The sequence below is a fragment of the Bradyrhizobium sp. 76 genome (assembly GCF_023073025.1).
Lineage (GTDB): Bacteria > Pseudomonadota > Alphaproteobacteria > Rhizobiales > Xanthobacteraceae > Bradyrhizobium.
The window spans coordinates 1,151,059-1,163,834 of record NZ_JADPIS010000090.1 but is presented as its reverse complement, the minus strand read 5'-3'; the positions used below and the strand labels follow the sequence as shown (position 1 = coordinate 1,163,834).

At 63.4% G+C, this 12,776-nt stretch carries 15 protein-coding genes; 6 read left to right on the top strand and 9 right to left on the bottom strand.

All coding sequences use genetic code 11. The annotated features are described in order from the left end of the window. Positions 1–46: 46 nt before the first annotated feature. Positions 47–823, top strand: coding sequence for an EAL domain-containing protein (locus IVB48_RS22225; protein ID WP_247402895.1), 777 nt, complete (start codon positions 47–49; stop codon positions 821–823). A 19-nt stretch (positions 824–842) separates the two neighbouring features. Here the strand turns inward: IVB48_RS22225 and IVB48_RS22220 are convergent, their stop codons facing one another. After that, positions 843–1,019 (bottom strand): hypothetical protein, encoded by a 177-nt coding sequence (locus IVB48_RS22220; protein ID WP_247290468.1) that lies wholly within the window; start codon positions 1,017–1,019, stop codon positions 843–845. A 257-nt stretch (positions 1,020–1,276) separates the two neighbouring features. Here IVB48_RS22220 and IVB48_RS22215 point away from each other — a divergent pair, with 257 nt between their 5' ends. Beyond that, complete coding sequence (locus IVB48_RS22215) at positions 1,277–1,480, top strand: hypothetical protein (protein WP_027566622.1); 204 nt, start codon at positions 1,277–1,279, stop codon at positions 1,478–1,480. Between the two features lie 18 nt (positions 1,481–1,498). Here IVB48_RS22215 and IVB48_RS22210 read toward each other — a convergent pair whose 3' ends face one another. After that, positions 1,499–1,702: a hypothetical protein gene (locus tag IVB48_RS22210; protein WP_247402891.1), complete on the bottom strand. Its 204-nt coding sequence runs from the start codon at positions 1,700–1,702 to the stop codon at positions 1,499–1,501. Between the two features lie 453 nt (positions 1,703–2,155). After that, a complete protein-coding gene (locus tag IVB48_RS22205) occupies positions 2,156–2,395 on the bottom strand; it encodes a hypothetical protein (protein ID WP_247402888.1) in 240 nt (79 codons plus the stop codon). A 258-nt stretch (positions 2,396–2,653) separates the two neighbouring features. Here IVB48_RS22205 and IVB48_RS22200 point away from each other — a divergent pair, with 258 nt between their 5' ends. Together IVB48_RS22200 and IVB48_RS22195 are read left to right on the top strand one after the other, a co-directional pair. After that, on the top strand, positions 2,654–2,839 hold the full coding sequence (locus IVB48_RS22200; protein ID WP_007612773.1) for a hypothetical protein: 186 nt from the start codon (positions 2,654–2,656) through the stop codon (positions 2,837–2,839). Between the two features lie 284 nt (positions 2,840–3,123). Continuing rightward, positions 3,124–4,410, top strand: a complete 1,287-nt coding sequence (locus IVB48_RS22195; RefSeq protein WP_247402883.1) for a divalent metal cation transporter — start codon at positions 3,124–3,126, stop codon at positions 4,408–4,410. Positions 4,411–4,568: 158 nt separating this feature from the next. Here the strand turns inward: IVB48_RS22195 and IVB48_RS22190 are convergent, their stop codons facing one another. After that, positions 4,569–4,757, bottom strand: coding sequence for a hypothetical protein (locus IVB48_RS22190; RefSeq protein ID WP_027566617.1), 189 nt, complete (start codon positions 4,755–4,757; stop codon positions 4,569–4,571). A gap of 174 nt (positions 4,758–4,931) precedes the next feature. Here IVB48_RS22190 and IVB48_RS22185 point away from each other — a divergent pair, with 174 nt between their 5' ends. Then, positions 4,932–6,146, top strand: a complete 1,215-nt coding sequence (locus IVB48_RS22185) for a mandelate racemase/muconate lactonizing enzyme family protein (RefSeq protein WP_247356482.1) — start codon at positions 4,932–4,934, stop codon at positions 6,144–6,146. A gap of 6 nt (positions 6,147–6,152) precedes the next feature. Here IVB48_RS22185 and IVB48_RS22180 read toward each other — a convergent pair whose 3' ends face one another. The 4 genes from IVB48_RS22180 to rocF all read right to left on the bottom strand — a co-directional run bounded on the left by IVB48_RS22180 (position 6,153) and on the right by rocF (position 9,475). Next, complete coding sequence (locus IVB48_RS22180; protein WP_247402882.1) at positions 6,153–6,449, bottom strand: hypothetical protein; 297 nt, start codon at positions 6,447–6,449, stop codon at positions 6,153–6,155. Between the two features lie 98 nt (positions 6,450–6,547). Beyond that, positions 6,548–7,090 (bottom strand): cytochrome c, encoded by a 543-nt coding sequence (locus IVB48_RS22175; RefSeq protein ID WP_247402879.1) that lies wholly within the window; start codon positions 7,088–7,090, stop codon positions 6,548–6,550. Continuing rightward, the gene (gene soxC, locus IVB48_RS22170; protein ID WP_247402877.1) at positions 7,077–8,336 is read right to left on the bottom strand and encodes a sulfite dehydrogenase; all 1,260 of its coding nucleotides are present in this window, start codon (positions 8,334–8,336) and stop codon (positions 7,077–7,079) included. The genes IVB48_RS22175 and soxC overlap by 14 nt, the downstream gene beginning before the upstream one ends. Positions 8,337–8,497: 161 nt before the next feature. Further along, a complete protein-coding gene (rocF, locus tag IVB48_RS22165; RefSeq protein WP_247402875.1) occupies positions 8,498–9,475 on the bottom strand; it encodes an arginase in 978 nt (325 codons plus the stop codon). Positions 9,476–9,718: 243 nt separating this feature from the next. On the opposite strand from rocF, the gene IVB48_RS22160 reads away from it, so the two are divergent. Next, entirely contained in the window at positions 9,719–10,003 is a 285-nt protein-coding gene (locus IVB48_RS22160; RefSeq protein WP_007612789.1) for a hypothetical protein, read from the top strand. A 12-nt stretch (positions 10,004–10,015) separates the two neighbouring features. Here IVB48_RS22160 and IVB48_RS22155 read toward each other — a convergent pair whose 3' ends face one another. Continuing rightward, positions 10,016–12,757 (bottom strand): EAL domain-containing protein, encoded by a 2,742-nt coding sequence (locus IVB48_RS22155; RefSeq protein WP_247402871.1) that lies wholly within the window; start codon positions 12,755–12,757, stop codon positions 10,016–10,018. Positions 12,758–12,776: the final 19 nt, after the last annotated feature.

The window sequence follows — 12,776 nt, the reverse complement described above, 5'->3', positions numbered from 1 at the left end:
GACCTAGTTTTTCCCGCGGCGCTTGAGAGGGCTTGGGGTTCGCGTGATGGCTGTGAAGTGTGCGGGATGTGCCGACGGGACCGAACTCCCGTTCCAGTTCAACATGGCGTTTCAGCCGATCGTCAACGTCGTCGAGCACCGCATCTGGGGCTATGAGGCCCTGGTGCGCGGTCCCAACGGCGAAAGTGCGCATAGCGTCCTTAGCCAGCTCACCGACCAGCAGCTCTATCGCTTCGACCAGGCCGCACGCGTGCTGGCGATCGAAACCGCAGGCGCGCTGTTCGACGATCCGGAGGCGCGGCTCTCGATCAACTTCCTGCCGAATGCGGTCTACGAGCCGCGCGCATGCATCCAGAAATCGCTGGAGGCCGCGCGCCGCGCGCGCTTTCCGACCTCGAATTTGATGTTCGAATTCACCGAGAACGAGCGGATCAGCGACCCCGCCCATATCGAAAACATCGTCCGCGCCTACAAGGCCTTCGGGTTCTGGACCGCACTGGACGATTTCGGCGCCGGCTATGCCGGCCTCAGTTTGCTTGCGCGGTTGCAGCCGAACCTGATCAAGATCGACATGGAGCTCGTGCGAGACATCCAGCTCAGCCATCCCAAGCAGGTGATCGTCGCCGCGGTGGCCGCGATCGCGCGCGAGCTCGACATCACCGTGCTGGCCGAAGGCGTCGAGAGCGAGGCCGAGCTCACTTCCTTGCGGGCCGCCGGCATCGCGCTCTTCCAGGGTTACTATTTCGCCAAACCAGGCTTCATGTCGCTGCCGCAGGTTGCGGGACTCCAGCGGCTGGATGTCTCGATCGCAAGTGCCTCGTGAAGAACGGTGGACGAGGTCTCTATTGTTCTGGAGGCTCGGGATGCCAGATCTTCGGCACCTGGTGCTGAAGCAGCGCCATTGACGCCGCGATCTGCTCCCGGGAACGGCGCAGCATCTGCCGCGTCGTTTGGCTTCCATCAAGCTGATGCGTTTTCTGCCGGTCGAGATACGCCTCGAATTCCTTGCTGGTGAGCATGACAAGCTCCCGTCTTCCTGCTCGATGGGCGAAGTAGGTCAAGAGATGATTGCGGACAGTTCAGAAGTGAACTTAACGAGTCCGGCGACCAGATACGGCAGCACGCGAGACCATGCATGTCTCCATCGACTTGGGCTGCTGTTTAACCCACGGCCATCGAAGGCATATTTGAAAAGCACATAATTTGTTCCGAGCAGGGAACTGAACTTACCGTTTTCAGTTTTGGAGTCGTCGTCAACAGCTCAGGAGCGTGCGTCGTGATCGGGCATCGCCGCAGAGTGAAGCATACTCGTTCCCTGGAAGAGCGACTGGCCGAACTGGCCGCCCAGTTCAAAGACCTGGCCAATCAATTACCCGCAGGCGCGGAGCGCGACAGTCTTCTCAGGCGGGCACGCCTGGCGGAGACGTCCGCGCACATCAGCGATTGGCTGAAGTCCCCAGGCTTGCAGGCGCCAAAGTAATGCCATCGGCCCGGTATGTCATGGGTGATCGGATCGTGCGCGCTTCTGCGTGACGAGGCGCAGCGCGATGCCGTGCTGCCAGGCGCGCACCCTCACCGCCGCCTCGCTGCGACCAAGCTCGCCGGCGATCTCGTCCGGCCGCCAGCCGGCTTCGGCCAACGCCTTCAGCCGCTCGTGCTCTTCCGCTGTCCACTTCTTCAACAACGGGTAGCGTGATTGCATGGTCGGAAGCTGTCTCGCCTTGCGTGGTCGATGCAGACGAAAAGCGCGCGAAACAAGCGAAGTTCCTATGCGGCGTTCATCTGCGACCCGCAAAAGGCCATCCGGCAGATGGGGCCGACGCTGGGGACCCCCTCACTCAGATCCATACGTCCTCGCGGCACGAGTCGCAGCGATAGATCAGGATCGAGCAATCGCGCCTCACGTCGAAGATCGAGGTCAGGCAGCGCGTCCCCCTCTCGCATTTGGGGCAGGCCGGCCCCGGCCTGAAATGCTGATCCGGCCTCGTTGCCGGGCCTTGCTGTTCGCTGCTCATCTCATCCCTCATTGGAGGACCGAGTTCCTAAGTGCCAAAGTGGACATTCGTTCCAATGGCGCGGGCGGTGCTTGTGATAGAAGCGAGGGCCTAGACGCCCCATGATCGCGCGCGCTGGTCATGGGCTTTGTCCTGAACCATCAAGCGGGTTTGTCCTGAACGATCAAGCCGGCTTGCTGTTGGCGGGCTCCCCCCCCGAGTTGGTCCAGGCTCTCGAGTGTGGAGATGAGCGCGGCGCGGCGCGCCAGCTCGTCGTAATTTTCCGCCACCTTGCGCAGCACGTCCCGCGTCTCGGGATATTCGCAATTGTCCGCCTTGGTGCGAAATTCTTCCGCCCGCATCCGCCAGTACCGCGGAGGGTGCATCCGCTCGGCGCCCATGGGCCACTCCCCTCAGTTGGTCCAATTGTTCATGTTCGTTAATGGAGAGCGCGTCCAACAGTTCCCGCGCAGATATTCCATTCCCGCTCGCACGTCCAGATTGCGCAGCAAACTGCAGCCGACGGCGGCATCCTGCGGGACGCGTCAACTTTAGTTCAAATGCAGCAGGGCGAATTCGGCAGGATGCAATGGGTTCGCGCCATGCTGGAACATGTCCCTTGCGATAGACGCAACGGGGATAGCTCGGAGAGATCGTCGATGTATGTCGTCGCCGCCGCATTGCTGGTGCTGTCCGGACTGTTCTACTCCGCGAGCCATCACGAGATCGGCTCGTTCGGCGTCACCATGTGCACCTATGGCAGTGCGTTCTGCGACAACCCTCTGATCGTCTTTTCCGGCGCCGCGCTGGCCGGCGCCTGGGGCATGTTCGTCAGCATCAAATAATCCCGACCGCACTCTCTGCGGGACGAACACCTTGCTGGTGTCCGTAATACGGGGTTGCGGAATGCGCGACAGCCGTCCATGGCCGCCCGGTTGCGCCCGGGGATGCGCGCCAAAGCGGGCACCGGGTATTCTCCGATGATGAACTTATACAGGTGTTTGGCCCGACGAGTCAAAGGCGATTAGCTTTATCCGAATTGGATGAGACGCCCGCTCACCCCGGCTCGGGAACCTTGTTTCCTGCTTAGCATTTGTGAAGGACGCGCCCGACCGAGGTCCCTCCTGCCATGACCGACAGTGCCCTCACCCCCACGAAATCAACGCCGACGCTGTTGCAGAGGCTGGGGCCGGGTCTCGTCACCGGGGCGGCCGACGACGATCCGTCCGGCATCGCCACCTATTCGCAGGCCGGCGCGCAATTCGGTTACGGACTGCTCTGGACGGTGTTTCTGACCACGCCGTTCATGATCGCCATCCAGCTCGTCAGCGCCCGGATCGGCCGTGTCACCGGCAAGGGGCTCGCCGCCAACGTCATGCAGATCGCGCCGCGCTGGGCGGTGCTGTCGCTGGTCGCCATGCTCGTCGCCGCCAACACCTTCAACATCGCCGCCGACATCGCCGCGATGGCGGAGGCGCTGTCGCTGGTGATCGGCGGCCTCAACCACGAGCACGCGCTGATCTTCGCGGCGGGCTCGACCCTGCTGCAGGTGTTCCTGCCCTATCGGCGCTATTCGCCGGTGCTGAAGTTTCTCACCTTGGCGCTGTTCGCCTATGTCGCGACCGCCTTCACCGTCAAGATCCCGTGGAGCACGGCGCTGCTCGCGGCGGTGTGGCCGAAGACGAATGTCAGCGCCGACTATTTCATGATGGTCGTCGCCGTGCTCGGCACCACGATCAGCCCGTATCTGTTCTTCTGGCAGGCCTCGCAGGAGATCGAGGAGATGAACCAGGGCAAGCGCGACAAGCCGCTGCGCGAGCTGAAGCGCGGCGGCAGTCCGGAGCTGGCACGCATCAGGTCCGACACCATCGCCGGCATGCTGCTCTCGAACGGCATCGCCTTCTTCATCATCCTCACCACCGCGTCGGTGCTGCACGCGAATGGCGTCACCAACATCAATTCGGCGACGGAAGCCGCCGAAGCGCTGCGGCCGCTCGCCGGCGACTTCACCTTCGCCCTGTTCGCGACCGGCATCATCGGCACCGGCCTGCTCGCAATTCCGGTGCTGGCGGGCTCGGCCGCTTACGGCGTGGCGGAGATCTTCGGATGGCGCGCGACGCTTGAGGCGAAGCCAGACGAGGCGGTCGGCTTCTACACCATCATCGCCGCGGCAACCATCATGGGCTTCGGACTCGGTTTCACCGGGATCGATTCGATCCACATGCTGGTCTGGAGCGCCGTGCTCAACGGCATCGTCGCCGTTCCGATCATGGCCATGATGATGCTGATCGTGTCGAGCAAGGCGATCATGGGCCGCTTCGAGGGCCGCTCATGGCTCGTCGCGCTGGGGTGGCTCGGCACCGCGCTGATGGCGCTGGCCGTGCTCGCTCTGCTCGGCTCGTCCGCGATCGGCTGACCAGCCAGCCTTTGACTAGCCTTGCGACAAGGCTGCCGATATCTGCGAGGCGATGACGAGGGCCGCGAACACGGCCGGCACGCTGATGAAGCGCAGGAATTGATCGATCGAAAGCATCGCTGTCTCCCCCAAGACAAAAAGCATCTCCGCCCGCCGCGCTATTCCACCCCGTGCGCGACGTGCTGATCGGCCGTCAGAAACTGATCGGAAATGGCCGCTCCACCCATCGTGAGCAGCGCCAGGATCGAAATCACCGCCAGAAATTTCATGGCCGGAGGGTCGATCCCGATTGTGGCCAAAAACGTCAAAGCATGGTCCCTTTTCAGGACGATCCCGGGAAAGATCATGGCTGTCCCCACCGGATTCCCCGACCTTTCCCGCCGAAGAAAGGCGGCAAAGCGCCCCCGGCGCAGTTCGCCGGGCTTCACTGCGCAGGGCCATTAGCTTAACAGTTGCGGCTGGAGCGGGGCTTGCGAGCCGGCCAAACAAAAAAAGGACCCAGCCAGGTCACAGGGAGCGACATGACCAGATCATCAAAAGCAACGAGTCTTGAAATTCTCGCCTGCGACGCCGGCTGGCGAAACTACCACTTTGTCAAGCTGACGACCGAGGACGGCATCGTCGGATGGAGCGAGTTCGACGAGGGCTTCGGCTCGCCTGGCGTCGGCGCTGCGATCCAGCGCCTGTCCGCCCGCGTCGTCGGGCAGAACGTCTTCCGGCACGAGCGCATCTACGCAGAGCTGTTCGCGGCCACGCGTCCCGCCGCCGGCGGCGTGGTGGCGCAGGCGCTCGGCGCGATCGAGAATGCGCTGCTCGATGCCAAGGCGAAGTGTCTCGGTGTGCCCTGCTACGAACTGCTCGGCGGCAAGATCCGCGACCGTGTCAGGGTCTATTGGTCGCATTGCGCGACGTGGCGGATCAATCATCCGTCCTGGTACAAACCGCCGATCGAGAACCTCGACGGCGTCAAGGCAATGGGACGCGAGGTCCGCGAAAACAAGTTCACCGCGCTCAAGACCAACATTTTCTCCTACGACGACGGCAAGCCAACCGGTTGGCGACCGGGCTTCGGCTCGCCCTTCGCCCCCGAAATCAACGTCGATCGCAAGATCCTGCGCGACCTGCGCATGCATCTGGAAGCGATCCGCGACGGTGCAGGCCCTGATGTCGACATCCTGCTTGACTGCAACTTCAACGCCAAGACCGAGGGCTATCTGGAGATCCTGCGCACCATTGCGGACCTCGACATGTTCTGGATCGAGATCGACAGCTTCAATCCGGAAGCACTCGGGTACATCCGCAGGCAAAGTCCGCATCCGATCTCGTCCTGCGAGACGCTATTGGGCTTGCGGGAATTCCTGCCCTATTTCCGCGAGCAAGCCATGGACGTCGCGATCATCGACACACCCTGGAACGGCGTCTGGCAGTCGATGAAGATCGCAGCCGCTGCGGAAGCGTTCGAAGTCAACGTTGCGCCACATAATTTCTACGGCCATCTCTGCTCGATGATGAACGCGCATTTCTGCGCCGCCGTGCCGAACCTGCGCATCATGGAGATCGACATCGATCGCCTGGCATGGGACCGCGAACTGTTCACGCATGAGCCCGAAATTCAGAACGGCCATCTGGTCATTCCGGACCGACCCGGCTGGGGCACCGATCCGAACGAGGAAGCCCTTCGCGCGCACCCGCCAAAGACCACCGGTGGACTGCTCAACTACGGCCGCAAGAGCTAGAGCGTCTTACGGCGTCACTGGATTGACGGTCGGGGACGTCTTGGGCCCCGGCCGCTCCGGCTCGAGCGGCGACTTCTGTTCGGTCGGGAGCACTGCGGCGCCTGCGGCGCGGGCGGCCTCGCCCGTGGTCTCATACATCGCAACGTGAGCAGGCTGCGTCTTGGCGCGATTCCATGGCCCATGATCGACGATGAGCATCGCAGCAATCGTGACCGCGGCCACAATCAACGCGATCACGCCGGGATGGCGAAGCGCTGAGGACATGGAATTTGCGAAGCGATCCGTTGCCATCGTGGAATCCATAGGTTTTTCCTCTCGCAGGTTAATGCAATCGGGTCCTGCGAGTTCCGCCCTTTGCCAACGCAAGTTCCAAGCGGGGAACCTGAGCGCCACAAAGCCAGTCAGTGTTTCACATCCGGCCGGGTATCGCCGACGAATCGGTCGCGGTTCGGCATTTTGACAGCCGCAAGCGATTTGGCATCGAGCGTCGCATCCGCTCCTACCAGTCCATTCAGGTTCAGGATGTACGCGGAGACCGCATAAACCTCCTCATCGCTTAACGATTGCGGCGCGTTCTGCGGCATCGCGCGGCTGATATAGTCGAACAGCGTCGGCGCATACGGCCAATAGCTACCGACCGTGCGGATCGGCTTTGGCGTTGCGATCGTGCCCTGCCCACCGACGAGCCGGTCACCGAGCCCGCCCTCGCCTTTGTCGCCATGGCATGATGCACATTGCTGGGCGAACACCTCGCGCCCATGGCTGACCGAGCCACTTCCCTTCGGGAGATTGCTGCCGTCGCGTCCGATGTCGATATTCCAGCCCGCGATCTCCGCAGCCGTAGCGGGGCGTCCGAGGCCGTACAGGCTTTGTGCTTGCGCAACACTCGCGAACGCACACAGCACGATGACGACAGCAATGCCGCAAGTCTCACGCCAGCGCATTGGTCACCTCGCCGTCAGCCGCGATGCGCCACGGCCAGATCGCGTTGTTGTGGTAGAAATAGTTCTCGCCGCGCACCGCGAGCAACTCAGAGAGCGTCGGCTGCACATAACCGGTCTCATCGATGGCACGGCTCTGAATCACGGCAGGCTTGCCCTCCCATCGCCACGGCAAACGGAAGCGCGTGAGAGCGCGGGTCAGCACCGGCTCCTGCAATTGCGCGCTTTGCCAACTTTTTCCCTCGTCGACGGACACTTCGACGCGCGCGATCTTGCCATGCCCGCTCCAGGCGATGCCGGTGATCTCGTGGACGCCGGGCGCGCCCAGGCGTTGGCCGCCGGAGGGCCTCGTGATGATCGACTTCGCCTCCATGTAGAACGAAAATTCACGCGCGGTGCCGTCCGGCAGCAGGTCTGTGTATTTCGAGGTCTCCTCGCGCGAGTAAACCGGCTCAGCCGTCACATGCAGGCGGCGCAGCCACTTCACGCTCATATTGCCCTCGAAGCCCGGCAGGGGATAGCCCTGCTGCGGGCGCAGCCGCTCGCCGTTCTGGCTGTAGACCAGCATGGCGTCCTCGAGGCATTTCTCGATCGGGATGCTGCGGGTCAGTGCAGCCGCGTCGGCGCCCTCGGCGACGACCCATTTGGCTTCCGGCTTCAGCCCGGCCTCTTGCAGCACCAGCTTGAGGCTGACGCCGGTCCATTCTGCACAACTCACCAGACCCAGAAGGTCCGACGCTGTCTTGCCGTAAGGCTTGCTGTAGCCGGGATTGCCGGAGCATTCGAGAAAGTGGACGCGCGATTCCGACGGGAAACGCCTGAGATCGTCCATTGTGAAGATCAGCGGGCGCTCGACCAGCCCGTGCAGCATCAGCCGGTGCTGGGCCGGATCGATGGTCGGAACGCCGCCGTGGTGACGCTCGTAGAACAGTCCATTCGGCGTGATGATGCCATCGAGCTCCTGCAACGGCGTCCGGCTGGAGGCCGAGATGTACTGCTTGAGAGTCTTCGAGATGTTCTTGACGACGCCCTTCTCGAACGACGATGGCGCGCCATAGAGCTGGCCCCCCGTCGGTTCGCCCGGCGCCTTCATCCATTCGGGAATGTTGGGTGGAAGGTTGTCGGTCCCGGCAGCAACCGATGCGCCGGCGCCCAGGACAGTACCACCCGCAGCGGCAGCGCTGCCGCGCAGAAAGCGGCGGCGAGTCGTCCCCGCGGATTTGTCGGCGGCGTCGAACGTGCGGCTCATTTGCGGATCCTCGGTTGAAGCGCGACCCGCATGGAACATTCTGCGACGAGCATTTGCAATTCGCACCTGTTTCAAAAACAGGCGATTTCGATCTGGACTGATCTAAATCCGGTGGCGGCGACGGCAATTCTCTTCTTCGCAACGCACAAACGGCTCGTCCGTCACTCGCCCGGCGCGATCGCATTGCTCGGGGTCGGCCGGTCGGCGATCTGCTGGCCGAACAGGCTGCCGATCAGTTCGACCGCGGTGCGCGCGGTGCGGCCACGCTCGTCGAGGAACGGATTGAGCTCGACGATGTCGAGTGAACCGACTACGCCGGAATCGTGTAGGAGCTCCATGATCAGATGCGCCTCGCGATAGGTCGCTCCACCCGGCACCGTCGTGCCCACGCCAGGTGCGACGCAGGGGTCGAGAAAATCGACGTCGAAGCTGACATGCAGTACGCCGTTGCTGGCCCTGACGCGCTCTATGACGCGGCGGATCAGTACGGCGACGCCGAATTCGTCAATCTGGCGCATGTCGACGACCCTGATCCGGCGCGAGCGCATCAACTCCTTTTCGAGCTTGTCGATCGAGCGCGCGCCGAACAGGTCGAGCCTGTCGGGATCGATCGAGGCGCGCGGATCGTCGCCCAGCAATCCGTCGAGGCCGGGTTCGCCGCAAAGGAATGCCGCCGACATGCCGTGCATGTTGGCAGTGATCGTCGTCTCCGGTGTGTTGTAGTCGGCATGGGCATCGAGCCAGAGCACGAACAGTTCGCGTCCGCGCTCCTGCCAGTGACGGGCCATGGCATTCACCGATCCCATTGACAACGTGTGATCGCCGCCAAGAAAAATCGGCAGCGCGCCGGTTTTCGCGATCTCGTAGCCTCTGCGGCTCAGCACGCGCGTCCATCGCTGGATTTCGCGGTAGTGATTGGCTTTATCCGGGGGCCTGTCTGCGAGGTCCCGGAGCTCGGCCACCGAGAGATCGCCGTAATCGACGACCTCGAAATCCAGGCTCTCGAGCAATGTCGCAAGGCCGGCGGTGCGGAGCGCCGCAGGGCCCATCAGGGTACCGCGCTGCGAAGCCCCCATGTCGATGGGAGCGCCGAGCAAGGCGATGCGCCGGGCTCGATCCGTCGTGGTCCGGTCGGTCACAGCTGTCTCCTGACATCAGCAAGATTGAGCCAGCCTAACAGAGATTCGCATCCGTCGTTTCACGGGGGCGGTCCGCGCAGGGGCGCATCGTTTCGGAACAAAAGCCCGCCCGCCGAATTGCTTATTCAAGGCCGGTACCCGCCGTAAAAACCACGGCGCCTGTCGCGGATAGCCAAAGGTCATCTGACCCGCTGTTCAGAACGAGCGCTCGCGCGGATAGCCAAAGGTATCGGCCTCCGTCACATGATCAGCCCGGAGGTCGCGCACTTGAGCACGGAGATCCCGCAGTCCACCTCACATCCCGGCATGGCCGAGCGCGCCATCGATGCCGCGACGGACGTATCCCGCACCATCGGTGAAGTCGCGGGTGGCCTGCATGCAGCTGTCGACCGCATGACCTCCGCTATCGACGAAGCGCGAAAGCCGGGCCGGCCCCTCGCGACCGTCGCTGCGATCACGCGCGAAGCGCCGCTCGCCAGCCTGTTCGTTGCTTTCCTGTTCGGCGTCGCGGTCGCGCGGCGGCGCTAGAGCAACGTATGTTCAGGCCGCACTGACGGCGGCGCACTCGGCTGCGAGGAACTGCCGCTCGAATGCTTCCGCCGGCATCGGACGGCCGAAGAAATAGCCCTGGCCTTCCTCGCATCCCATGCTCACCAGGAAGTCGGCCGTGGCGCGATTCTCGATGCCCTCGGCCACGACCGTGAGACCGAGCTGTTTGCTGAGGCCGATGGTCGATCCGACGATCGCGGCATCGTCGGAATTCGCGAGCAGACCGAGCACGAACGACCGGTCGATCTTGAGCCCATCGAGCGGAAACTTCTTCAGATAGCTCAGGCTCGCATAGCCAGTGCCGAAATCGTCGAACACGACGTGGACGCCGAGCTGCTGGATGCGCTTGAACATGTCGAGCACGCGGGCTTCGTCATGGAGCAGGATGTCCTCGGTGACCTCGAGCTCGAGCAGCGACGGCGTGAGCCCCGTCGCTTCGAGCATCCCCGCAACCGAATGCGCGAGATCGCCGGAGTGCAGCTGCGAGGGCGACAAATTGATCGCGACGCGCACTCTGTCGCCGGACAATTCCCAGGCGCGTGCCTGCCGGCAGGCGGTCTCCATCACCCAGTTTCCGATCCGCTCGGACAGGGCTGAGCTGTTGACCACGGGCATGAACTCTCCGGGCGAAACGTAGCCGCGCACGGGATGCCGCCAGCGGATGAGCGCTTCGGCCCCAACCAGGCTGGCGTCGATCAGGCGAACCTGGGGCTGGTAGAACAGCTCGAACTCGCCGCGATCCGCGGCAAGCGCCAATTCGCTCTCCAGCGTCAGGCGGTTCTCCAGCTCCTGCCGGATCGCGCTCTCGAAGACCACATGACCGCCGCGCCGCGTCAGCTTTGCCTTGGTCAACGCCAGATGGCCGTTGCTCAGGAGATCGTCGGCGTTGTGTCCGCCTTCCGGATGGACCGCGACGCCGATGCTGATCCTGACGCGATGCTGCCGCGTGCCGGTCGCAAGCGGCGCTTCGAACGCGCGCGCAATTCGTTCGGCGTACTCTGCGATCCGCTCGTCGCCATCGGCGCCTTTGCGCGCAATTGCGAATTCGTCGCCGCTAAGCCGGGCAACGACAGCGCCGTCGCCCGCGTGGGCTTTCAGGCGAGTAGCGACCGCCTGCAGCACGAGGTCTCCGGCGGAATGGCCCAGCATGTCGTTGATGCTCTGGAAACCGTCGAGCCCGATCACGAGCAGCGCGACCTCGCAAGGACGCTGCGCTGCATCCGCGATCATGCCGACCAGTCCGGCGTGCAGCGTGTTGCGGTTGACCAGACCGGTCAGCACGTCGTACTCGGCGAGATATCTGACGCGTTCGGCCTCGCGCTTGCGGACCGAAATGTCGCGCAGGATGGCTCCGTATTGGAAGCCGTCCGTTCCCTGCCAGCCCGAGAAGCTCGCCTCGACCGGGAAAGTTTCACCGTTCTTGCGCCGCCCTTCGAACTCGATGACGACCGCTCCGCCGGGTGCGAGGAGTGCCTGGCGCGCGGCGTCGCGCGTGGACGGCCTCGCCTCACCGTCCACCGGAACGGCACATAGCGTTTCGAACGGGCGGCCGATGATCTCGGCGGGCATATAGCCGAAGATCGCGCTGGCGCCGGGGTTCCAAACGGTGATCAGCTGATCTTCGTCGGTGCAGACGAGGCCATCGCCGAGCGACATCGCGATACGATGAAAGCGGCTTTCGGCGATGCGCCCCAGCAGACCACGAAAATCGATCTCGTCGAGTGCGATCGCCGTCAGATAAGCGACAATCGCGATGTGGAACAACGATGTGTCGATGATGAAGGGCCATCTTGCCTGAACGAGGATCGCAACCAGCTCGAAGGCCGCCCCGGCCGAGATCAGGATTGCGACGCGAATTCCCGAAGCGAAGCGGCGCCACGAATACATCATCAGCAGGCAGATCACCGCGAGACCCAGGATCATGCCGGTATCGGAAGTCCAGCGCAGCATCCGGTTCTGGAGGATCGATTCCGCTGCCAGCGCCTGGAGGATGGGTCCGGAGATGATGCGGCCATTTGGAACGCTGAAGCGGTCGCCGAGTTCGAGCGCCGTCGCTCCAATGATGATCTTCTTGTCTCTCAGCCTGTCGAGAGCGGCGGCTTTGCCGCGGAGCACGTCGACATAGGAGACACTTGGAACGGAGCCCGCCCGAATGCTGAAATCGATCAGGAACGGCGGCCGCCGATTGGCGTCCTGCCCGGCCAGCACGACGGCCATCGAAGGCATCAACGCATCGCCGAGCTTCTCGCCGAACGGATATCGGCGAACGAGCCCGTCGGATTCGATGGCGACATTGACCAGCGCGGGCCACGACTGGTTGCCGAACGGCTTCAGGGGGCGATTGATGTGAGCTGCGCCGCCATTCGGCGCCGGCTGCTTGAAGGACGGCAGGATGGTCGAGCCGCCAGCCTCACGCAGCGCGTTGACGAAAGCCTCGTCGGAGGCCGGATCGGATGGCGAGCTGAAATCGACGTCGAAAGCGACGTCCTGTGCCCCCGCAGCCTCTAACCTGTGCAACAGTTCCGCGTGCAGCCGGCGCGGCCACGGCCATACCCCGATCTGGTCGATTGAGGGCGCGTCAATGGCCACCACGACGACGTTGCCGCTCGCGGCGCGCGATTGCCAGGCAAACCGTAGGTCGGTCAGCGCGTTGCGAAGCGCACCATGCCACCCCGTCGACAGCACGATCGCCAGCGCGGTCACGACTAGAATATGCGGACGATAGCGCTTCACTCCGGTCCTCCCGCGCACC

Coding starts and splice junctions, on each gene's coding strand:
- IVB48_RS22210 (WP_247402891.1), bottom strand. CDS start 1,702: ATGCAATCACGCTACCCGTTGTTGAAGAAGTGGACAGCGGAAGAGCAC.
- IVB48_RS22180 (WP_247402882.1), bottom strand. CDS start 6,449: ATGGATTCCACGATGGCAACGGATCGCTTCGCAAATTCCATGTCCTCA.
- IVB48_RS22225 (WP_247402895.1), top strand. CDS start 47: ATGGCTGTGAAGTGTGCGGGATGTGCCGACGGGACCGAACTCCCGTTC.
- IVB48_RS22195 (WP_247402883.1), top strand. CDS start 3,124: ATGACCGACAGTGCCCTCACCCCCACGAAATCAACGCCGACGCTGTTG.
- IVB48_RS22175 (WP_247402879.1), bottom strand. CDS start 7,090: ATGCGCTGGCGTGAGACTTGCGGCATTGCTGTCGTCATCGTGCTGTGT.
- IVB48_RS22185 (WP_247356482.1), top strand. CDS start 4,932: ATGACCAGATCATCAAAAGCAACGAGTCTTGAAATTCTCGCCTGCGAC.
- IVB48_RS22205 (WP_247402888.1), bottom strand. CDS start 2,395: ATGGGCGCCGAGCGGATGCACCCTCCGCGGTACTGGCGGATGCGGGCG.
- IVB48_RS22160 (WP_007612789.1), top strand. CDS start 9,719: ATGATCAGCCCGGAGGTCGCGCACTTGAGCACGGAGATCCCGCAGTCC.
- soxC (WP_247402877.1), bottom strand. CDS start 8,336: ATGAGCCGCACGTTCGACGCCGCCGACAAATCCGCGGGGACGACTCGC.
- IVB48_RS22220 (WP_247290468.1), bottom strand. CDS start 1,019: ATGCTCACCAGCAAGGAATTCGAGGCGTATCTCGACCGGCAGAAAACG.
- IVB48_RS22200 (WP_007612773.1), top strand. CDS start 2,654: ATGTATGTCGTCGCCGCCGCATTGCTGGTGCTGTCCGGACTGTTCTAC.
- IVB48_RS22190 (WP_027566617.1), bottom strand. CDS start 4,757: ATGATCTTTCCCGGGATCGTCCTGAAAAGGGACCATGCTTTGACGTTT.